Annotated in this window: 13 protein-coding genes, 2 tRNA genes and 1 pseudogene; 10 read left to right on the top strand and 6 right to left on the bottom strand. The window is 36.9% G+C overall.

Going from position 1 to position 22,042, the window contains the following annotated elements; all coding sequences use genetic code 11:
• A partial coding sequence (locus tag ME3_RS05475; protein WP_210160362.1) for a hypothetical protein occupies nucleotides 1-526 on the top strand: 526 nt, incomplete at its 5' end.
• Between the two features lie 368 nt (nucleotides 527-894).
• Here ME3_RS05475 and ME3_RS05480 read toward each other — a convergent pair.
• A tRNA-Phe gene (locus ME3_RS05480) sits at nucleotides 895-970 on the bottom strand.
• A 401-nt stretch (nucleotides 971-1,371) separates the two neighbouring features.
• Here ME3_RS05480 and ME3_RS05485 point away from each other — a divergent pair.
• From ME3_RS05485 to ME3_RS05495, 3 genes are all read left to right on the top strand, one after another.
• Nucleotides 1,372-2,535, top strand: a complete 1,164-nt coding sequence (locus tag ME3_RS05485; protein WP_007477841.1) for a phosphoserine transaminase — start codon at nucleotides 1,372-1,374, stop codon at nucleotides 2,533-2,535.
• A 369-nt stretch (nucleotides 2,536-2,904) separates the two neighbouring features.
• A complete protein-coding gene (locus ME3_RS05490) occupies nucleotides 2,905-4,194 on the top strand; it encodes an adenylosuccinate synthase (protein ID WP_007477842.1) in 1,290 nt (429 codons plus the stop codon).
• 251 nt (nucleotides 4,195-4,445) lie between these two features.
• Entirely contained in the window at nucleotides 4,446-5,888 is a 1,443-nt protein-coding gene (locus ME3_RS05495; protein WP_007477843.1) for a hypothetical protein, read from the top strand.
• Nucleotides 5,889-5,993: 105 nt separating this feature from the next.
• Here ME3_RS05495 and rpoH read toward each other — a convergent pair whose 3' ends face one another.
• The 3 genes from rpoH to ME3_RS05510 form a co-directional block, all read right to left on the bottom strand.
• Nucleotides 5,994-6,932, bottom strand: coding sequence for an RNA polymerase sigma factor RpoH (rpoH, locus tag ME3_RS05500; RefSeq protein WP_007477844.1), 939 nt, complete (start codon nucleotides 6,930-6,932; stop codon nucleotides 5,994-5,996).
• Between the two features lie 132 nt (nucleotides 6,933-7,064).
• The gene (locus ME3_RS05505) at nucleotides 7,065-8,090 is read right to left on the bottom strand and encodes an RluA family pseudouridine synthase (RefSeq protein WP_007477845.1); all 1,026 of its coding nucleotides are present in this window, start codon (nucleotides 8,088-8,090) and stop codon (nucleotides 7,065-7,067) included.
• Nucleotides 8,091-8,125: 35 nt separating this feature from the next.
• A complete protein-coding gene (locus tag ME3_RS05510) occupies nucleotides 8,126-9,556 on the bottom strand; it encodes an aldehyde dehydrogenase family protein (RefSeq protein ID WP_007477846.1) in 1,431 nt (476 codons plus the stop codon).
• Nucleotides 9,557-10,032: 476 nt separating this feature from the next.
• Between ME3_RS05510 and ME3_RS05515 the strand changes: the two are divergent.
• Together ME3_RS05515 and ME3_RS05520 are read left to right on the top strand one after the other, a co-directional pair.
• Nucleotides 10,033-12,619, top strand: a pseudogene (locus ME3_RS05515) (DNA translocase FtsK).
• A 181-nt stretch (nucleotides 12,620-12,800) separates the two neighbouring features.
• The gene (locus ME3_RS05520; protein WP_007477850.1) at nucleotides 12,801-15,074 is read left to right on the top strand and encodes a PAS domain-containing sensor histidine kinase; all 2,274 of its coding nucleotides are present in this window, start codon (nucleotides 12,801-12,803) and stop codon (nucleotides 15,072-15,074) included.
• 15 nt (nucleotides 15,075-15,089) lie between these two features.
• Here ME3_RS05520 and mscL read toward each other — a convergent pair whose 3' ends face one another.
• On the bottom strand, nucleotides 15,090-15,503 hold the full coding sequence (gene mscL / locus ME3_RS05525) for a large conductance mechanosensitive channel protein MscL (RefSeq protein ID WP_007477852.1): 414 nt from the start codon (nucleotides 15,501-15,503) through the stop codon (nucleotides 15,090-15,092).
• 582 nt (nucleotides 15,504-16,085) lie between these two features.
• On the opposite strand from mscL, the gene ME3_RS05530 reads away from it, so the two are divergent.
• From ME3_RS05530 to ME3_RS05545, 4 genes are all read left to right on the top strand, one after another.
• Nucleotides 16,086-17,177 (top strand): quinone-dependent dihydroorotate dehydrogenase, encoded by a 1,092-nt coding sequence (locus ME3_RS05530; protein WP_007477854.1) that lies wholly within the window; start codon nucleotides 16,086-16,088, stop codon nucleotides 17,175-17,177.
• 102 nt (nucleotides 17,178-17,279) lie between these two features.
• Nucleotides 17,280-17,356 (top strand) — tRNA-His (locus tag ME3_RS05535).
• Between the two features lie 205 nt (nucleotides 17,357-17,561).
• Nucleotides 17,562-18,965 (top strand): glutamine synthetase family protein, encoded by a 1,404-nt coding sequence (locus ME3_RS05540; protein WP_425338859.1) that lies wholly within the window; start codon nucleotides 17,562-17,564, stop codon nucleotides 18,963-18,965.
• A gap of 11 nt (nucleotides 18,966-18,976) precedes the next feature.
• The gene (locus ME3_RS05545; protein WP_007477859.1) at nucleotides 18,977-20,263 is read left to right on the top strand and encodes an NAD(P)/FAD-dependent oxidoreductase; all 1,287 of its coding nucleotides are present in this window, start codon (nucleotides 18,977-18,979) and stop codon (nucleotides 20,261-20,263) included.
• 764 nt (nucleotides 20,264-21,027) lie between these two features.
• On the opposite strand, the gene folD is transcribed toward ME3_RS05545, so the two are convergent.
• Nucleotides 21,028-21,927, bottom strand: coding sequence for a bifunctional methylenetetrahydrofolate dehydrogenase/methenyltetrahydrofolate cyclohydrolase FolD (gene folD / locus ME3_RS05550; RefSeq protein ID WP_007477860.1), 900 nt, complete (start codon nucleotides 21,925-21,927; stop codon nucleotides 21,028-21,030).
• Nucleotides 21,928-22,042 lie beyond the last annotated feature (115 nt).

Here is a 22,042-nt window from a genome sequence, read left to right on the forward strand (position 1 = left end):
TGTGACGTTGGTGGGTACGAATTTTAGGAATGTCAAGACGGGGATAGTGTTTAAGGGGAATAAGGGAACGGCTAATGTGGTGGGGGTAGCAGGGGGGGCGACGATAGGGAATACAACAAGTGGGAGGACGGGGATTAAGATGGAGGGAGATGGGAGGGCTAATGCTACTGTGATGAATATGGCGTTTATGGGAAATAGGACGGCAACGGGGGCTGAGGTGACAAGTGGGACGTTGACGGTGAATACGGTGACGATGACAAATGTGCAAACGGGGATGAAGGTGACGGGGTCGGGGAGGGCTAATGTGATGGGGGTAGGGGCGACGATTAATTTAGCAAGTGGGGGGATAGGGATTAAGATGGAGGGGGGGATTGCTAATGTGGTGAATATGACGTTTAAGGGAAGTGGGACGGGAGCTGAGGTGACAAGTGGGACATTGATGTTGAATACGGTGAAGATGACAAATGTGCAAACGGGGGCGAAGGTGACGAATGGGATGTTGACGGTGAATGGGGGGGAGGATTGAGGGAAGTGGGAGTATGGGGGTGGATGTGTCGGGGAATGGGACGGTGACGTTGAGTGGAGAGGTGAAGGTTGAGGGGTTCGAGACGGGGATGAAGGTGACGAAGGGGAGCGTGATGGTGACAAAAGGGTCGATTACGGGACAGAATTAAGGGGATGGGGTGTATGCGGAGGAGTATTTTTCGGGCCATATAAGCTATGGTAGAGTAGTAAGATGGAAAAGAGAAAAGAAATCTTGGCATTTATGCCAAGAAAAATAAGGTTGAAATAACAAAGACTTAGGAAAAATTGTATAAACCACAAAAGATGGACTAAAGATTATCCAATATTTAAATAAAAATCTATGTATTTCAACATGTTAAAGATAAAAGATGGTGCCCAGACGCGGATTCGAACCACGGACACGCGGATTTTCAGTCCGCTGCTCTACCAACTGAGCTATCTGGGCACGTTTCAATAAATATATGAAACGTGTGCGGTTATAACATTAAAATTCTCTCTGTCTAGCCGTCAAAATAAAAATAATCAATTTTTATAAGTTTATCTTTATATTTCAGATATTATGATTATTCTTTTGTAAAATTAATTTGATAAGTATTTTTTGGTAAATTAGATGTGTTGTGGTTAGAATACTATCTTCTTTTGATGCAAATAAAAAACAATTTCCTTTAAGGGGTTAATTAGAAGTGCTTTTGATTGAAGTGTTATTCATAATGGCTTTTTTTATGTTTAATTTTATACAATAAAATGGAAAACATTTTTTATGTTCGCATAATTGAGTTATAAGAGTAACGTTTCAGTAAGCAGCGATTCTTCAACGAAAAATGAGCTTTTTGTCGGAATGGAATAATGATATTGTTGAAGGAGCCGTGTTCTCGTCCAAATAATCCTTATTTTTCTTCAGGTCCTTGTAGTAAGCGACCTGGGTGGAGTGTTGAAGTTCTTGAAAATGCATTGCTTGGGCGTTCGCATCGCGCCCAAATGAGCAAATTAAAACTTTCTAAAGTTATTAGTTTAACCCGTGATATCCTTAATGTTCCTTCTGATTATCGTATTGGTATTGTTCCTGCCTCGGATACAGGTGCTGTTGAAATGGCTCTGTGGTCTTTATTGGGGGAACGGGGTGTTGATATGGTAGCTTGGGAAAGCTTTGGTTCAGGTTGGATTACCGATGTTGTTGAGCAATTAAAACTTTTTGATGTGCGTCGGTTGGAAGCGCCTTATGGTGAATTGCCAGACTTAACACAAATTGATTTTGATCGTGATGTTGTATTTACCTGGAATGGGACAACTTCAGGTGTGCGCGTTCCTAATGCACATTTCATTCCAAAAAAGCGTGAAGGATTAACAATTTGTGATGCAACATCAGCAGTTTTTGCACAAAATCTTGATTTTTCAAGATTAGATGTTGTGACTTTTTCGTGGCAAAAAGTTTTAGGTGGTGAAGCAGCTCATGGTATGTTGATTTTAAGTCCTCGTGCTGTGAGGCGACTTGAACATTATATTCCGGCTTGGCCTTTGCCTAAAATTTTCCGCATGACAAAAAATGGAAAATTAAATGAAGATATCTTTAATGGTGAGACGATTAATACACCTTCTTTACTGTGTGTTGAAGATTATCTTGATGCATTAAGGTGGGCAAAATCTCTAGGTGGTTTGAAGGTATTAATAAGGCGAGCTGATGAAAACTTTGCCGTTCTTGATAGTTTTGTCCGTAAAACACTTTGGTTAGAACATTTAGCAAAGGTCCCTCAGACACGTTCTAATACATCTGTTTGTTTAACAATTGTGGATCCAATTATTGCTGATCTGGATATTGAAGAGCAGAGGTCTTTTGTAGAAGCAATTGTAACCCGTCTTGAGAAAGCTGGTGTTGCTTATGATATTGGTGCTTATAGGGATGCACCTCCAGGGTTTCGGATTTGGACTGGTGCAACAATTGAAGCTTCTGATCTTAAGTTATTAACAAATTGGCTTGAATGGGCATTTCAAGTTGAAAAAACTCATCTTTAAATAACTTTTAATGTTTTCATAATGTTGTTTTTTCAGCAAATAAAATGAAAAAACCTATGTGAATACTTTGTGTGTTTATATCAGATAAATTATACAAACTATTGTTTAGGTTTTAAAGATCGGGATGTACAAATTAGTTATTCGCCATATATTGGAAAAGATAAGAAAAAATGAGCTAATTGGTATTTATGGTGTGATTTATCTTGATTATCGAGAAATTTGTGGCTTAATAATATAAAATCGGCAAAAAATTGAAATGAATCGGCAAAAAGTTGAAATGAAAAGTCGCACTTTTTATAGGATTTATCTATAAAAAACCTCTTGTTTTGGGATGCTAGCGTTATTTCACCAAATACGACGGAGAAAATTATGGCCAATGTAGTAGTGGTCGGCACACAATGGGGCGATGAGGGCAAAGGTAAAATTGTAGATTGGTTGTCAGAACGTGCAGATATTGTTGTCCGATATCAAGGGGGGCATAATGCAGGTCATACATTGGTTATTGATGGGGTGAGTTATAAATTATCACTTTTACCGTCAGGTTTGATTCGTGGAAAGTTGTCAATTATCGGTAATGGTGTTGTGGTTGATCCCCATCATTTTGTTGCGGAATTAAACAAGTTGTATTCTCAGGGTGTAAAGATTACACCAGAAATTTTGCGTATTGCTGAAAATGCTCCTTTAATTCTTTCTGTACACCGTGATCTTGATACGGTGAGAGAAAATAATATTTCAAGTTTACCAATTGGCACAACAAAGCGTGGTATTGGTCCTGCTTATGAAGATAAAGTAGGTCGTCGATCTATCCGTGTGATGGATTTGGCTGAAGCTGATACACTTATGGCTAAAATCGAGCGGCTTTTGGAACATCATAATGTTTTACGTCGTGGTATGGGAATTGCAGAAATTAATTCACAAACCCTATATGATGAATTAATGCAGGTGGCGGATAAAATTATACCCTTTATGGATTGTACATGGCGTCTTTTGAATGAAAGCTGTCAAATGGGAAAGCATATTCTTTTTGAAGGTGCGCAAGGTGCGTTGTTAGATAATGATTTTGGGACTTATCCTTATGTGACGTCGTCTAACACAGTTTCTGGGCAAGCTGCTGTGGGTTCAGGTATGGGACCTGGTTCAATCCATTATGTTTTAGGTATTACAAAGGCTTATACAACACGTGTGGGGGAGGGGCCATTTCCAACAGAGCAGATAAATGATATTGGTGAGTTTCTTGGGACGCATGGGAATGAGTTTGGCGTTGTGACGGGTCGAAAACGTCGATGCGGTTGGTTTGATGCTGTTTTAGTACGTCAGACGGTAGGTATTTGCGGCATTCATGGTATTGCACTGACAAAGCTTGATGTTCTGGATGGTTTAGAAGAAATTAAAGTTTGTGTAGGTTATGAACTTGATGGTAAAAGAATTAATTATTTACCATCTTCTATGGAGGCACAAGTTCATGTGAAGCCAATTTATGGAACATTAAAAGGTTGGAAGGAAACGACAGCGTGCGCAAAAAGCTGGGCAGAATTACCGGTGCAGGCTGTAGAATATATACGCTATATTGAGGAATTGATAGGTGTACCGGTAGCTTTATTGTCAACTGGCCCTGAGCGTAAAAATACAATTATGATTACTGATCCTTTCGCGAATTAGTCGTTGTTTATAAATTTCAATATTTGTTTTAATCGTATATTTTCTTTATTTTTTAGTGAGAATAAAGATTCATATATGTGAAAAGGGATGTAAATTAATGTTGTTTATTTTTTATGCGTTTTAAAACTGCTACACTATTTTGTGCCAATGTAAATTATAATCAATTTATAAGATTCAAGAAGAGAGACTGCAAACGGTTTAAGCTTTTGTGAATTAAATTTTTCTTAAATTTGAGAAAGACTATATAAAATATGGTAGATTTCATTGGGATTTTAAAAAAGAAAATTGATGCACAAAATAATATTACACCACAGTTGCGTGAGCAGATTTATAAACAAGCTTTTGAAATACTAGAGCATAAATTTTTAGAAATAAAAATGCCCAAAAAAATGGCAGATGCACAAAGACAGGCTTTGCAAAGTGCTATTGTGGCTATTGAAGAGGGATATTTAACTGCTGAAAAAGAGTTGCTTTCTTCAGTTATGGGGTGGGATCTTACAGGTAAAGATAACAATAACGAAAATGTACAAAAGTCTATACTATCACAAAGTGGTGATGCATCAGCTGTAGTTACAGAAGAAAAAAAGCAACAACCATCTGTTAGTAGTAGAAAGAGTAAAAAGGCACTTGATAAGCTTTCTGTAGAATCGAAAATGTCAAATACAGAGCCTACCTATATGGATACTTCTTTGGCTCCTTGTTCGAGTAAAGTGCATTCGAATATTAAAAAAAATGCTCGTAAAAATACAGCTTTACAAACAGATACTTCTGTTGTTTCACATATTTTTGCTCAGGCTCTTCGGCGTGCTAATCGGTCAATTATAAAAAAGCGTATCTTAATAGGTATCGTTATCTTTATTGTTTTTTTTATTCTATTGATCAGCGCTTTTTTTGTTGGTGAATATATGTTCGCATCATACAATAATCAGATACAGGAGGTAAATATTCAAGCTTCTAATGGATTACAAAAAGAGGGTAAAGCTAATCAGAAGTTGACGCAACGCTTATTGGAAGATGGAAGTGAAGTTGATGCTGGTTCAATTGAGAGAACAGATAAAAAAATAGAGTTTCTGAGTGAGGAAGAGGTATCAACACTTGTTGCTGGCAATTCGAAAACAATTGAACATCCAGGTGAAGCTATATTCTATAAGACACATACAGATTATGATTCAGAAAAAGTGGTAATGGGTAATGCTTGGTGGTCGCTTATAAAAGAATCTTCTGTTAAAAATGCACCAGAAGAATTAGCTATACGAGGTGATATAAACATTCCAAGTGAGGGGTTATTGTTACAGTTAACTTTACGCCGTAATATTGATCCGTCTTTCCCTACAGCTTATATTATGGATCTTGTTTTTATGACTACTGATAAATTTTCAGGTCAAGCAATACATGATATTAAAGAATTAACTTTTAAGGCAAGTAAACAATCAATCGGTCAACCCTTAAAAAGAGCTTCTGTAGCTAAGATTGATGATGATTTTTTTCTTTTTGCATTAAGTAACAGTCATCCATTTCTTGACCAAAACTTACAAATAATTCGCGAATTAGATTGGATTCATTTGGTGATAAGTGACAAAAACGGACATATGAGCGAATTAACTTTTGCAAAAGGGCCAACAGGTGAGTCTATTTTTAATGAAGTTATTGAACAATGGCTTGCACAAACAGCTAAACAAACAATTTTTGATTAGAAAATAATGTATTAAAATGAAAGAGGTGAAAATAGACTCTTTTAAACAGCTAATCCTCTATAAACCAACCTTTTAGTGTAGGTTGGTTTATAGAATGTGGTTGGGCTATCTCTCTACTTTAATTCGATTCACTTCAGAAATACGCAAAGAGTGCTGTTGTTGTGCTTTTTTCTGGGATAGAATAGCCACTTTAATAGAATTACGCACTTTTTCAAATGCACGCATTTCGATTTGTCTTACACGCTCTCGACTGATGTTGAATGTATTTGAGAGTTCTTCAAGTGTCAGCGATTCATCATTTAACCGACGTGCTTTAAATATACGCTTTTCACGCTCATTAAGGTTATTTATAGCGTGTATTAACATAGAGCGGCGGTTTTCTAATTCGTCTTGTTCAATCAAAATTTGCTCTTGGCTATTTGAATCATCAACTAACCAATCTTGCCATTCGGTTTTCTCACCTTCTTTTGTGCGAAGAGGCGCATTGAGTGAAGTATCGCCACTAAGCCGATGGTTCATGGATACGACTTCATCTTCCGTGACATTTAATCGGGTTGCGATCTCTTTGACTTGTTCTGCATTGAGATCACCGTTATCAAGAGCTTGAAGTTTATTTTTTAGTTTACGAAGATTAAAGAACAAGCGCTTTTGATTAGCAGTTGTTCCCATTTTTACTAAACTCCAAGAACGTAAAACATATTCTTGGATTGATGCTTTAATCCACCACATCGCATAAGTTGCAAGACGAAATCCACGTTCTGGTTCGAAACGCTTAACAGCTTGCATAAGTCCAATATTACCTTCTGAAATAACCTCTCCAATAGGTAAGCCATAACCTCGATATCCTATTGCAATTTTAGCTACGAGACGTAAATGACTCGTTACTAGTTTATGTGCAGCTTTTGGATCGTCATGTTCACGATACCGTTTAGCTAGCATATACTCTTCTTTTGGCTTTAGCATTGGAAAACGACGTATTTCTTCTAAGTAACGATTTAAGCTTCCATCACCTGCTATGATTGATGGTAAATTTACATGGGCCATATAGCACCCTCCTTTCATATGAATTCCCTAATAAGGCAAATTCTATTTCCAAGTACTATATAAGTATTTTTTTCTTTTTTCCATCACTATAATTTTTAATTTTGTTCGAAAATGGATATTTGATTATTGAAATCATTGAGATGGGTAAAAGTTCCAATTAAGTTTTTTAAAATGATTGATAAGTTCAGCCATATCTTGAGGAGGAGGTGAGGAAAAAGACATAATTTCACCTTTAGCGGGATGCTCGAAAGTTAGGCTAACTGCGTGAAGTGCTTGCCGGTTGAATTGATCGATAGCATTTTTAATCGTCGAATTAAGTGTGTTTGCTTTTGTTTTAAAGGCATTTCCATAAACTGTGTCACCTACAAGTGGATGTCCGATATGTGCCATATGAACACGGATTTGATGTGTGCGTCCAGTTTCCAGGTGACATTCCAGAAGGCTGGCGAAGGGTTCTGCATCTACACAGGTTTTATATTTTTCAAGTAAAGAAAAATGCGTAATGGCACGGCGAGCATGAACATTTTGGTGACGAACAACAGTTTGCTTTATTCGGTTATGGGGGGAGCGGCCAAGGGACACATCAATTGTTCCAATGTTGCGACGTGGAGCATTCCAGATCAAAGCATGGTAGCGCCGATCTAATGCGCAGGTACGCCCATGGTCAGAAAATTGGGCACTGAGACTTTTATGAGCAAAGTCATTTTTAGCAACAACCATAACCCCGCTTGTGTTTTTGTCAAGACGGTGGACAATACCAGGACGTTTAACACCACCAATACCAGATAAACTATAACCACAATGGTGAATAAGGGCATTAACCAATGTTCCAGTCCAATTTCCATTACCGGGATGAACAACAAGGCCAGCTGGTTTATTGATAACAATAATGTGGTCATCTTCAAATAGGATGTCAAGTACAATAGCTTCACCTTCAAGGTGTATGTTCTTGAGAGGAGGTATTATCAATTCAATCGTCTGGTTAGGATGCAATTTTGTTTTTGGTTCTTTTATTAATTGACCATCAACTTTAAGGTAGCCTTCACGTATCAGAGTTTGCAAACGTGAACGCGATAGCTCATTATGATATTTTTTAGCAAGCCATTGATCAATACGTTGTCCAAGAGCATTTTCATCTGTTATTTGTTGTATCAGCATACGGTCCTGTTTTTGAAGTTTTTTATGAGATTCTTTTACCAGTACGAAATTGCTTTGGTATCTAGGAACTCTTCAATTCCCCACCTTCCGCCTTCACGGGCACGTCCGGAAAATTTTACTCCTCCAAAATAACTACCATTTGGTAAATTGTGTCCATTAATTTCCACCATGCCAGAACGCAATTGTGCAGCGATACGCCGACATTTAGCTTGATCTTGCGATTGTATATAGTTTGTGAGTCCATATTCTGTGTCATTGGCTAAAGAAACAGCTTCATTTTCTGTATTAAAGGGAAGGATCGAGAGGACTGGACCAAATATTTCTTCTCGAAAAATGCGCATACTAGATTTAACATCGGCAAAAACTGTTGGGCGTACATAATAACCGCGTGTCATTCCTATGGGTAAACCAATTCCACCTGTGACAAGGATTGCACCTTCGTCAATTCCAGATTGAATAAGGGCTTGGATTTTATCATATTGTTGTTTTGAGACTACAGGGCCAATATGATCTCCTGCTTTGTGGTTTGAGGCTACGATAGTTGTTTCAGCAATATGCTGTGCTGTTTTTACAGCTTCATCATAGATTGAATATTCTACAAGCATGCGCGTTGGTGCGTTGCAGCTTTGCCCGCTATTGTAAAAACAGTGTCGTACACCACGTTGAACAGCATCTGTATCGGCGTCGGCAAAGATGATATTGGCTCCTTTACCTCCAAGTTCTAGACAGACCCGCTTTAAAGTATCACTAGCATTTTTAGAAATAACTTTTCCTACTCTGGTTGAGCCGGTAAAACTAATCATTGCTACATCTGGGTGAGAAGATAGGTAAGAGCCTACATTATCTCCATCGCCGTTGATGAGATTAAAAACGCCCGCCGGCAAGGCAGCTTCATCTAAAATTTCAGCAAAGAGCATGGCAGAAAGAGGAGCAATTTCAGAGGGTTTTAAAACCATAGTGCAGCCAGCTAATAACGCTGGGATAACTTTAAGGGTTATTTGATGTATGGGCCAATTCCATGGAGTGATCAATCCTACGACACCGATAGAATCATACTGAAGTATTGCGTTGTTATTTCCTTCTATTAAAGCTTTTTGGAATAAAAATTTTTCAAAAGCTTTAATGAAACCGCGAATATTATGACTACCAGCTGCAGTTTGCGCATTGCGTGCCATATCGATAGGCGCACCCATTTCCATTGAAATGGCTTTAGCCATATCTTCAGAGCGTTTTTCATAGATTTTTAAAATTTTTTTAACAAAAGCAAGACGTTGACTCGGTGTGGTTGTTTTCCAATTTTGAAAAGCCTTTTTAGCCGCTGCAATTGCTTTATCTATATCTTGGGTACTGCTAATGCTGATAATAGCGCAAGCTTCTTCTGTTGAGGGGTCAATGACATACAGATCATTGGGAGTACTCGGATCATTCCAGAGGCCATTAATATAAAATTTTCGTTTATTTAACATGACTTGCTTCCTATTTTTTCGTTTTTAAATTGTATACTACTAGATTTTTATAACAAGAGTATTTTGCTTAAATATGCATGCGTGAACGTTAATTATTATATCGCAAGTGTGCACCAAGCGTATTGAGATGGTGGATTTTGCCAAATTGAAAAAAGGTAATAATTGTTTTTATATAATTTTATAATGGTGTTTGCATTAATAGAGCAGTTGGTTTGACGTATTGTTCGTAGAGCATGTCTTATGAAAAGTGTTTCAGTATTGAAAGTTTATGAGGAAATAAAATCAAGATCTTCTTATTAGATGGATTTCTGAAGTTTTTAGATGCATTTAAATTTTTCTTAATAAAAATACAATTAATGATGCTTATTTTTCGTTTAAAATTGGCTGATGACAAAAAGTTATTAACCTTCATAGTGTATCGCTTGCGCATTCTTTTTTGAAAAATCAGTCTCGTTACTATAATTTTGTTGGATATTATGCGTAATTTAAAAACTATATCTATGCCTACGTCTTGTTTGGTTGATAAGGATGCAGAAGATGCATCAGAACAAAACTCATCTGGTAGTTTTGATAAGATGTTTTCTTATCCGACGGTGTGGAAAAAGGCATTTACTCTTGAGCAGAATGTGCGTTTCACTCGAACTCCAGAAGTTGAAATTTTGCGTCGTCGTATAGAAGAAAATTCAATTTTTGCAAAACAGTTTGAAACTTTTGCAAAGCAAGAACCGCAAAAATTAACGGATGTTACAGAATTTAAAATGCAACCTCAATTGGTAGAAGAGGTATTTCATTCTCAATCACTTGAAAATAAAGTATCACTTTATTGTTCAACAACTCTTGGACAATCAGTGCAACAAGCTGTTAATACACCAATCGAAAGAAATACAGTTGAGAATACCTTGCAGGTAGAGAGCGTGGCGCAAGAAACAAAACCTATTTCTTATCTTTCTGATAATGCGTTTTTTGAGTGTGAGCCCTTTTTACTAGAGCAAGTTAATGTTAAAATTTCACAAAAAGAAGATGCATCTGTTAATTTAGAAAATAATAAGGCTTTGTTGGGAAAAACTTCTTCTTTTGATGAATCAGTTTCTACTTTTTATCGTGTGCTTGAATGCCATTTCCCGCAATCTTATAATGTGACTGTGCCAGAAGTTTCAGAAAATGATGTTCAGAGTAATGAGGGCACTTCTAATTTAGATCATACTAACGATGAAATTGTTAGAGAGGTTCAAATACAGAACACTGAGCCTGTTTTAGGAGAAAGTGAAGAGATTGAAAAGGTTCAAGAACTGTCTGTTGTTTAAATGCCTAATTATGAGATAAGCGACGTGATAGACACTGCAGTAGGTGATGATCTCCATAACATTGCTAATTGTATGACAACTGATGTGACAAAAAGTGTAGAAGACCTTTCTGTAATGAAAGCAGTAAGAAGTACGATGGAAACCACTGATGTGTCATTTCGCAATTATACTTCTGCTTTTATACCAAGCTCTCAATCTGTTGACAGTGGTATTTATGAATTACCTCCGATTGAATTATTACAAGAGCCTGCTTTTCAGGATGATACAGCAATTTCTCAAGAAATGCTGGAGCGTAGTTCTAGACTTTTAGAAAGCGTTTTGGCAGATTTTGGTATTAAGGGTGAAATTATTCATGTTCGCTCAGGATCAGTGGTAACAATGTATGAGTTTGAACCCGCTGCTGGGGTGAAATCATCGCGAGTTATAGGTCTTTCTGATGATATTGCTCGTTCTATGTCTGCCATGTCTGCACGTGTTGCTGTGATTCCTGGGCGTAATGTTATTGGAATTGAATTACCAAATGCGGTACGCGAAAACTGTTTATTTGCGTGAATTAATTCAGTCGAGCACTTTTCGCGATAGTGAATTTAAATTAGCTCTTGCTTTGGGGAAGGGAATTAATGGTAATCCTGTAATTGCAGAATTAGCAAAAATGCCTCATTTATTGATCGCGGGCACGACAGGGTCGGGTAAATCTGTTGCTATTAATACAATGATTTTATCGATTCTTTATCGAATGACACCAGAGCAATGCCGTTTAATTATGGTTGCCCCTAAGATGTTAGAGCTTTCTGTCTATGATGGCATTCCTCATCTTCTAACACCTGTAGTAGTTGATCCAAAGAAAGCTGTAACAGCTTTAGAATGGGCTGTTCGTGAAATGGAAGAACGTTACCGCAAAATGGCGAAACTAGGTGTACGTAATATTGATGGCTTTAATGCACGAGTTGCGCTTGCGGTCGAAAAAGGTGAAACAATTATGTGCACCGTTCAGTCTGGTTTTGATAGGGAAAGTGGTGAAATACTTTATCGTGAAGAAGAGATGGATTTAACACAATTGTCTTATATTGTTATTATTGTCGATGAAATGGCGGATCTCATGATGGTTGCTGGTAAAGAGATTGAGGGCGTCATTCAACGTTTAGCACAAATGGCGCGTGCTGCAGGTATACATCTTATTATGGCAACACAGCGTCCTTCTGTTGACGTGATTACTGGCACGATTAAGGCGAATTTTCCTACACGTATTTCTTTTCAGATAACTTCAAAAATTGATAGTCGTACAATTTTGGGAGAACAAGGTGATGAAACACTTTTAGGTCAAGGAGATATGCTTCATATGGTTGGTGGAGGACGCATTGAGCGTGTTCACGGACCTTTTGTTTCTGATGAAGAAATTGAATCTGTGGTTGCGCATCTTAAAGTACAGGGAACACCTGATTATTTAGCAACAGTAACAGATAGTGAACACGATGACGATAAGATGGAAGATGCTTATTCGGTTGCTGAAATTATTGCTGCGGGAAGTTCTAGTGAGAATGGTGAAGAACTTTATATGCAAGATGTTAAGGTTGTGATGCGTGATAGAAAATGTTCAACATCCTATATCCAGCGTCGGCTTGCAATTAGTTATAATAAAGCTGCTTCTCTCGTTGAACGAATGGAAGAAGAAGGTATTGTTGGAACTGCTAATCATGTAGGAAAACGTGAAATTTTACTCAATGGGCGCAGTGATCAAGATAATTTTAAGAGTACATAACGACAGTAATTTTAAAAACTAAAAACTTGATTTTATTTTATAAGAGCGGACATTGTTTCTGCTCTTACTTTTTTGTCGCGAAATATTAAAAAGAATTTATAAAGAATTTATAAAGTAGAAATGTTATCTTATATTTACAATTGTTGATAAGTAGTGCATGTGAATAGAAGAGAGGTTAAGAATGTCTTTAGCATTTTTAGATTATCTAAAATGTAAAGAAATTAAACAAGCTTTTACAAAAGGAAAGATAGCTTTTGTCTTATCCTTCGATGGTAGAAATATTCTTTGGTTAAATGGTGCTGCAGCGTGTTTTTTTGGTCTTTCTTCTGTTGCAGATGCAATTAAACAGCAGTCTTTTTTTGATGAAGAACTGCGTTGTCAAATATTAAATAATGCTCAAAATACACGTTCTATCACGTTGCGTGGTTTAAAACGCTGCGGTGAATTTTCTATAGCTTCTATTGATATTACTGGTTTAGGTAAAGCATTTTTATTTGAAGCTTTGCTAGAAGAGAATGTCTCTCTTATTACTGGTTTGGATGGTGCAACAATGTCTGCTGCAATCATTGATCAACATGCAACTGTGTTGGAGGCTTCTTCTCATTTTAATTTTGTTGATGAAACAATTAAAATTCTACTCCAAACGATTGATGATGATCTTCCGGTGAAAACTGTTTTACCTATGGCAGGTGTTAATACACAAGTCGGTGTGATCCGCTTAGGAGTAAAGCCAACGAGTTTTTTAGTGTTATATGCGCAATTAAATGGGGATGAATTGGATAGAAATCAGGGGTCTTTTAGTTTTAAACCACATCTTTTACCACGGCGTTTTATCTGGAAAATGGATGCAGATGGCTATTTTTGTGAAGTTTCAAAAGAGTTAGCTGAAACTGTTGGCCCTATGTCTTCCCGTATTATAGGATCTGATTGTCATAAACTTGCTGACCAATTTAATGATGAAGGATATCGGTCATTAAGTAGCTTTATTGAAGCTGCTATACCTTGGAAAGAACAGAAAGTTCAGTGGCCTGTTGATGATTGTCTAGAACGGGTTGATGTTGAATTGTCCGCTGTTCCAGTTTTTAATACCAACCGTCAGCTTAAGGGATTCCATGGTTTTGGGGTTTTAAAGGTGCAAGAAAAGATACAAGATAAAAGTGATAAAAAGCCGGGTATAAAAGCATTTGGTCTTTCAGAGATAGAGCGCTCTGCTTTTCATGAAATTGCAGAACGATTGCGCGGTGAATTACATTTGTCTTTAGGGTATGAGAATACAGCTACAGCTAAGGAAACGCTAGTCCAGTTGCCATGTGCACAGACATTACCGGTAGATGTCATAAAACAGGCTTTAATCAAAGAACCTGAAGTAATTTTATCATTGTTGGATACAGTAACTGATGGCGTTTTGTGGCTTGATGGACAAGGCTGCGTTCAGTTCGCTAGTGATGCTGCTTTGGCATTAATTGGCTATGAAATGGATGAGTTACTGGCACAGCAGTTATCATCACTATTTACTTTTCAAAGCCGAGATTTGATTGAAGAGTATTTTAAATTGATCCGTATGAAGGGAAAAAATCAAGTATTTAATCGTGGTGAGACAGCTGATTTAATGACAAAAAATCATGAGAATATAAAGGTCTGTGTGACAATTGTGCCTTTGACTCTACAAGGCAATTATGTCGTTATGTTGCGTGATATGACAGGGATGATTTTATCACCTTTAGATAAAATATCAGAAGAAAATAAAATGATTGAAGTTGTTCATGAAATACGAACACCTTTGAATACTCTTATTGGTTTTGCGGAAATTATGAAAGATGGCCGTTTTGGTTTAATAGAAAATGAGCGTTACCGTAGATATTTACATGATATTGTCTCGTCTGGAAAACATATATTATCTCTGGTTAATCAATTATTAGAGCACTCTAAAGCAAATTATTCTAGCTTAAATAGCACAATTGATGCGTCTCTTATGACTCAAAAATTTGATGTAACAGCTTGTTTGCGTTCCAGTATAGCTCTTCTTGAAATGCAGGCGAATCATAATGGCATTATTATGCGTATTGTTTCACCGGCACGTGTGCCATTTATCGGTGTATCGCAACGGATATTTCAACAGATTATATGGAATCTTCTTTCCAATGCCATCCGTTTTACGCCTTCAGGTGGACAAATTGTTATCCATGTTTCCTATGGAAAAAAAGAGCGAGTAAAGATTTCAATTAGTGATAATGGTCTTGGGATGAGTGATGAAGAGGTTGTGCAAGCTATGCAACCTTATGGTCAAGTAGAGCGCAAGAATGGCCGATGTGAAGACAACGTATTTGTCGGGACTGGTTTAGGGCTTCCAATATGTAAAACAATGGTGGAAGAGGTTGGTGGTCAATTTTTGTTATTTTCAAAACCCAATCACGGAACAACTGTAGAGATGTTTTTTCCTATGCTTCATGAGTGAAGCTATGGAATGGATTTAGTTTTTTGGGGTTAATAAATCTCTGATTTCTGTTAAAAGTTGTTCTTCAAGAGACATTTCTTTTAGCTTTCCCACTTCTTCTTTTTGCCGGTGCATTTTATTTAAGCCTTTGACAAACAAAAAAAGGATCCAAGCAATAATCAAAAAATTGATAAAAAATGTCATAAAGTTTCCATAAGCAATGGTAGCACCTGCCTCTTTTGCAGCACTTAATGTGGCTTTTTTTTCTCCGGCGAGCTGAATAAACATGTTAGAAAAGTCAATGCCGCCTGTGATAAAGCCGATAATTGGCATAAAAATGTCGTTAACAATTGAATTGATCAAGCCACTAAAAGCGCTACCTATAATCACACCAATAGCGAGATCAATCATATTTCCTTTTAAGGCAAATTCTTTGAATTCTTTAAGCATTGCATTTCCCTCCTCGTGTATATGATGTACAGCAATTTAACTATCGCTTTTGATAAAAAAGGAAAGAGGGAGAAGCTTGTTTTCTTGAAAAATTGCATTTCAAATATCAGCATTCTTTTCTCATAGTATTGCAATGTATAAAAAGTGCTAATTAATGCCTCATTATATGATAATATTACTTTTAAGATTCAGATGAATGAAAAGCTTCTTGCTTAAAAGGCTGTATATTCTTTTCAATGATAATGATAAAGTGAGAAAATATATTTGATTGATGAAATCATTTCAGGAATTTTATGGAAAAGTTTTGAAAAAGAAAATGCATTTACGAGACCATCTTTTTCTCTGTGAGAAAATTGGTCAACTTTTTAATATGTGGGTAGGTTATTAAGGAAGTAGGAAAGAATTTTCGAAATAAAGACAATCTTTTACTACTCGATGTTTTTAAATAAGCTTGATTAGTTATTTCTTCTCATTATGGGAGTTAATTTCTTTATTTATAGTATATTTTTATTGGTGTTTTTTTATTTTGAGAAGTTTAAATGAGATGAAAAGGGTAGTTTTCATTTTATGGAGGGAGGTTTTGTGAGTTTTTTTCATTGTATTGGTCGTTTTGTTTTATTTATGTTGGACCCAGAACGTGCGCATCGTTTGGCCATTGCTGGATTGAAAATGGGATTAAGTGGGTGTCAAAAAATTTTTGATGAGCGTTTGTGTGTAACTGTCGCAGGCCTTAAATTTAAGAATTTTGTTGGTCTTGCCGCAGGTTTTGATAAAAACGCAGAGGTTATAGATGCTGTTTTAAGCTTAGGATTTGGTTTTACTGAGATTGGTACAGTTACACCAAAACCACAAATAGGAAATCCCAAGCCACGACTTTTCCGTTTAGTGGAAGATGAAGCTATTATTAATAGAATGGGCTTTAATAATGACGGACATCAGGCTGTTTACAAAAGGATTTGCGTACGTAAGCAGGGCGGTATTGTAGGGATTAATATTGGTGCTAATAAAGATACGGTCAATAAGATTGACGATTATATTGCGGGCATTACTTGCTTTTATGATGTAGCTGATTATTTCACGATTAATATTTCTTCACCTAATACACCAGGTTTGCGTGATTTGCAGGTACGTAGTAATTTGAGTCTTTTAATGAAGGCTGTTTCACAAGCGCGCTATGAAAAAGAGGAAAAACATGGTGTCTCTGTTCCGATTTTTTTAAAAATTGCACCTGATTTAACTGAGCAAGAATTAGACGATATAGCTGAGGAAATGAAATTATCTGATTTTGATGGTTTAATTGTTTCCAATACCACTCTTTCACGTCAAGGTCTTAAGAATAGTACATTGATTAGCGAAGAGGGAGGGCTATCAGGACGTCCACTGTTTGAGCATTCCACCGTTGTACTTGCGAAAATGCGTAAAAGATTGGGTAAAGATATTGCAATCATTGGTGTTGGTGGTGTACGTGATGCACAAACAGCTTTGGAAAAAATCAAAGCCGGAGCAGATTTAGTCCAGCTCTATAGCGGAATGGTTTATGAGGGGCCAGAACTTGCCGTGACTATTATGAGGGATGTTTTGCAGATTATGCAGCAAGATGGTGTTGATACTATAAAAGCTTATCGCGATCATAATGTTGACAATTGGGCAAAACGTGCACTTCTTTTGTCATGAGGTTGTTGTATTTTCACAAAAAATGTAAGATTCTTTTTAAGGGGCTTGCAAACTTTCTTGATCTTCCGTATGTCACACAGATAGAGGATAAATATTTTTTAGGCGGTTGTAGCTCAGTTGGTTAGAGCGCTGGTTTGTGGCACCAGAGGTCGTAGGTTCAAATCCCACCAACCGTACCATTTTTCCAACATATTTTAAGATAATGGAAAGCTTAAAAAGATCGCGAAGCACATTTTATCTTGATAAAAGTTGTGATGTTTTGTAAAACAAATTAAATTAATGCAGTTTTTACACGGTGTTTATGCATAAAATGATGCTATAAAAAGGGGGAGCTTTAATTGTTTTTTGAGTTTGTGTGTTATAGCTGTGAGAAATAGCGAGCCAATGAAACGCAAAGGTTATAAGCCTATTTCTGATTTCCTAAAAAGTTTGCGTGGTGTAAATAATTGGGAACAAGTTTCGCAATGGCTTTCATTCCGAGATGTGGAAGATATTGAGTGTATTACACCTGATCAGGCGGGGGTAGCACGTGGCAAGATGATGCTTTCTAAGAAATTCACATCAGAGACATCTTTAGCATTGCCTTCAGCAGTTTTTATGACAACAATTTCAGGATCTTATCCTGAAGATGGAAATGGTTTTGAATATCCAAAAACAGATGGTGATTTGCGTCTTGAGCCTGATCTTTCTACACTGAGTATTGTACCATGGGAAGATGCACCTACAGCGCAGGTGATTTGTGATCTTGTATATCAAAATGGGCAGGCTGTTGATTATACACCACGTAATGTTTTGCGGACAGTAATTGATTTTTATACTCAAATGGGCTTGAAACCGATTGTTTCACCAGAAATTGAGTTTTATTTAGTGGAAAAGAATCCCGATCCTGATTACCCTTTGGTACCTCCAGTTGGTCGTTCTGGTCGTTCAATTGGTGGTGGGCAAGGCTACTCGATTGCGGGTGTTAATGAATTTGATGAGCTGATTGACGATATTTATCAGTTTTCAGAGGCACAAGGATTGGAAATTGATACTCTCATTCATGAGGAAGGAGCAGGTCAATTTGAAATTAATTTACGTCATGGTGACCCTATTGAATTAGCTGATCAAGTTTTTATGTTTAAACGAACGATTCGTGAAGCAGCACTTAAACATAATATGTATGCAACTTTTATGGCCAAACCTATTCAGGGGCAACCGGGATCTGCTATGCATATTCACCAGTCTGTTATCGATCAAAAAACTGGAGACAATATTTTTACAGAGAAAGATGGTGGGGAAAGTATGCGTTTTCGCCACTTTATTGGTGGTTTGCAAAAGCATATGGCAGGAGTATTTGTTATGCTTGCTCCTTATGTTAATTCTTATCGGCGCCTTATGCCGTGTTTCTCAGCACCGGTTAATTTGCGGTGGGGGTATGATAATCGTACTACAGCATTTCGTGTGCCACGTTCTGTTCCACAGGGACGACGCGTTGAGAATAGACTTCCTTCATCGGATGCCAATCCTTATTTAGCGCTTGCTGCTTCTTTAGCGTGTGGTCTTATTGGTTTGCAGAACAAGCTTGAACCAGATGAGCCAGCAGAAAAAACTGTAAATGCTGATAATATTGAATTACCGCGTGGGTTAATTGAGGCCGTCAATTTATTTGAACAAGATAAAGCATTACGTGCTATTTTAGGAGATGCATTTGTAAATACTTATGCTGCTATCAAACGACAAGAATTTGAAACTTTTATGCAAGTGATTAGCCCGTGGGAGCGTGAATATCTCCTGCTTAATGTTTAAATATTATCACTATGATTGATTCTCATCAAATTTCTCCAGGAGTCTCTTGGTATGAGGATACTTTGGAAGAGCGTCCTTCTTATCCGTTGTTTGTTGGTGAACAGATACAGTGCGATGTAGTTATTATTGGAGGTGGATTTACAGGGCTTTCAGCCGCTTATCATTTAGTTAAGGCAGGAATGAATGTTGTGTTGTTTGAAGCTTCATGTTTTGGTGATGGCGCTTCGGGGCGCAATGGTGGGCAATTGGGAACAGGTCAACGACAATGGGTAGAAACACTAGAAAACAGGTATGGTTTTGAACGAAGTAAAATATTATTTGATTTAGCTGAAGAAGCCAAAAGGGATATTTTATCTTGGTGCGCTATGCCTGATTGTAATATCGACTTTATAGCAGGCCAACTTTCCGTTACCCATAAAAAACGTGAGATCAGAGCTTATCAGCAGCATGTTGAGGTTATGCAGCGTTATGGTTATAGTGGTCTTACTTTTATGGATAAAGCTGAAACAGATGAGCGGCTTGGTTCGTCTTTTTATCATGGTGGTATTTATGATGTAGGTACTGGCCACATCAATCCATTAAAGTTAATTGTTTGGTTGGCAAAAAAAGCAAGGAGAGTTGGCGCTAAACTTTATGAGAAGACTCAAGTGAAAGCGATAGAGCGCAGCAATAACCACTGCGTAGTGGTAACAGAACGAGGCAATATAAAGGCTGAGAGTGTATTATTGGCGACCAATGCATATAATCTTGGGCTTCAGGATTTTGTGCAGAAACATATTTTTTCTATTCGCTCTTATATTGGAGCAACTGAACCATTATCAGAGTGTAGTCGGATTCTTCCTGGAAGAGAAGCGGTAGATGATTCCCGTCTTATGGTTCGTTATTTTCGAAAAAGTATCGACAATCGTTTATTATTTGGTGGGGTAGAAAGTTATAGTAACCAATATCCAGTTGATTTAGATGAGCGTATACGTCGGCAAATTGTTGAAATTTATCCACACCTTCAGTCTATAAATTTGACTCATCGTTGGGGAGCAACAGTAGCAATTACGTTTGAACGCATGCCTTATGTTCGCCAACTTATGCCGGGTGTTACTTATTGTGGAGGATATTCAGGACACGGGGTTATGCTTGCTCCCTTTATAGGAAAATTATATGCTGAATGGTTATCTGGAAAACGTGAACGTTTTAAGTGTTTTCAGGATTTAAAGATTTCATCCTTTCCGGGTGGTAAGATTTTTCGTTACCCGCTTATATTTTTAGCAATGAACTATTTTTCTTTGATGGACCATTTTTAATCAGTTACTATTTAAAATGAAGAAAATTAATGGTTTGTTTAATATCTATCTATTGTAATAGTAGAAGTCTTTTGTGAATTTTGTGAGTTTGTATAACTGAGCGGAAAAATGAATAAGTCCGTGATAGTTAGTAAAATTATTCCAATATTTTTTTCTGTTTTTTTAGTGGTAGTGGTGATTTGACAGAACGAAAATTGTTCTTGTTTTTATCATTGTTAATATGTGAGGCAGTTTAGTGAATCAATAATTATATTATAAAAGTTTTAAAGTTTCTTCTGAGTAATAAAGAATGGTGCAATTTTTCATTCTTTTTCTTGAAAAACATATTTGTTACATAGTTTTCAATCAGGCTAAATTTGATCACTTTCTTATGTATTTATCTCTTATGTTTCTACTGAGATTATGTTGGAGAAGACAGAAAAATCTTACTCTTTTGTTATCGAAAGATACGGTTAATATTTGAACTTTTTATTTGGTAGTTAGTTTATCACTTTTTGGTATCTCGTAATTAGATTGGGATAGAACGGTTTAGTGGCGTAGCTACACATGAGTTTTTATTTATAAAAATCCAATTGTCCGTGATTAAAAAACGGTAATTGAATTAAATGATATATTTGCGTAGGTATTTGATGAAAGGCAGATTTTTTGCATTAATTATTATCTTAAAAGGAAATAGCGCAAATCAAGGAATACCTTTGCGATAACAGGATGAGAACACAAAACGCAGAGAATTTACGTGCATATGGTAAAAAATACAAGAAATCTTAAAATTTTGGTATAGGTAATTTATGTGCTTGAGCAGCAGCTTTAAGCGTATTGACCATAAGCATGGCAATTGTCATAGGACCAACACCTCCTGGTACAGGAGTAATAGCAGCAGCTTTTTCTTTAACTTCTTCAAAATCTACATCACCAACAAGACGGGTTTTATTAGTACCTTTTTCTGAAACTTCAATCCGGTTAATACCAACATCAATAACAATAGCTCCCTGTTTTACCCAATCTTTCTTAATGATATGTGGGCGACCAACAGCTACAACTAAAATATCAGCACTACGACACACTTCGTCAAGATCACGGGTACGACTGTGGGCAATTGTTACAGTAGCATTGGCTGCCATCAATAAGGCTGCCATAGGTTTGCCGACAATATTAGAACGCCCAACGATGACTGCATCAAGACCTGATAAATCTCGCCCACATTGTTGTTCGATTATCATCATAACACCAGCAGGTGTGCAGGGAATGATAGTATCTTCAAGTATATTTACTGCAAGTTTTCCTATATTGATATAATGAAAACCATCAACATCTTTCTGGACGGCGATAGCTTGCGTTATTTTGTTCGTATTGATATGAGCAGGTAGGGGGAGTTGCACCAAAATCCCGTGGATTTTAGGATCGGAATTTAACGTTTCAATGAGTTGCAGGAGTTCTTCTTCTTTCGTGTCTTGGGGAATTGTATGCTTAATTGAAAGAAAACCACATTCTTCAGCTTTTTTACTTTTTGAGGTAACATAAACCTGACTTGCAGGATCATCTCCAACAATGATAACGGCTATCCCAGGCTGTATTTTATGATTGTTATGGAGTTTCTTTGTTTCTTTCTTGACTTTATTAATAATGTTTTCAGCAAGCTTTTTTCCGTCAATAATATTGTCCATAAGAAGAATCCTTTCAGGTAGGGATATTCATTTTAAAGTATTTGCTGATAGTAAAAAGAGTTTTATGGCACTATTTGAATAACCATAATTACATGGTTTGCCTATCTTTTTTCTT

This window comes from Bartonella melophagi K-2C (assembly GCF_000278255.1).
GTDB lineage: Bacteria > Pseudomonadota > Alphaproteobacteria > Rhizobiales > Rhizobiaceae > Bartonella > Bartonella melophagi.

What these genes read in the sequence shown, in the direction of transcription:
- ME3_RS05485 (WP_007477841.1), top strand. Translation starts at nt 1,372, where the DNA reads ATGATATTGTTGAAGGAGCCGTGTTCTCGTCCAAATAATCCTTATTTT.
- ME3_RS05540 (WP_425338859.1), top strand. Translation starts at nt 17,562, where the DNA reads ATGAAACGCAAAGGTTATAAGCCTATTTCTGATTTCCTAAAAAGTTTG.
- ME3_RS05545 (WP_007477859.1), top strand. Translation starts at nt 18,977, where the DNA reads ATGATTGATTCTCATCAAATTTCTCCAGGAGTCTCTTGGTATGAGGAT.
- ME3_RS05510 (WP_007477846.1), bottom strand. Translation starts at nt 9,556, where the DNA reads ATGTTAAATAAACGAAAATTTTATATTAATGGCCTCTGGAATGATCCG.
- ME3_RS05495 (WP_007477843.1), top strand. Translation starts at nt 4,446, where the DNA reads ATGGTAGATTTCATTGGGATTTTAAAAAAGAAAATTGATGCACAAAAT.
- rpoH (WP_007477844.1), bottom strand. Translation starts at nt 6,932, where the DNA reads ATGGCCCATGTAAATTTACCATCAATCATAGCAGGTGATGGAAGCTTA.
- ME3_RS05520 (WP_007477850.1), top strand. Translation starts at nt 12,801, where the DNA reads ATGTCTTTAGCATTTTTAGATTATCTAAAATGTAAAGAAATTAAACAA.
- ME3_RS05490 (WP_007477842.1), top strand. Translation starts at nt 2,905, where the DNA reads ATGGCCAATGTAGTAGTGGTCGGCACACAATGGGGCGATGAGGGCAAA.
- mscL (WP_007477852.1), bottom strand. Translation starts at nt 15,503, where the DNA reads ATGCTTAAAGAATTCAAAGAATTTGCCTTAAAAGGAAATATGATTGAT.
- ME3_RS05505 (WP_007477845.1), bottom strand. Translation starts at nt 8,090, where the DNA reads ATGCTGATACAACAAATAACAGATGAAAATGCTCTTGGACAACGTATT.
- folD (WP_007477860.1), bottom strand. Translation starts at nt 21,927, where the DNA reads ATGGACAATATTATTGACGGAAAAAAGCTTGCTGAAAACATTATTAAT.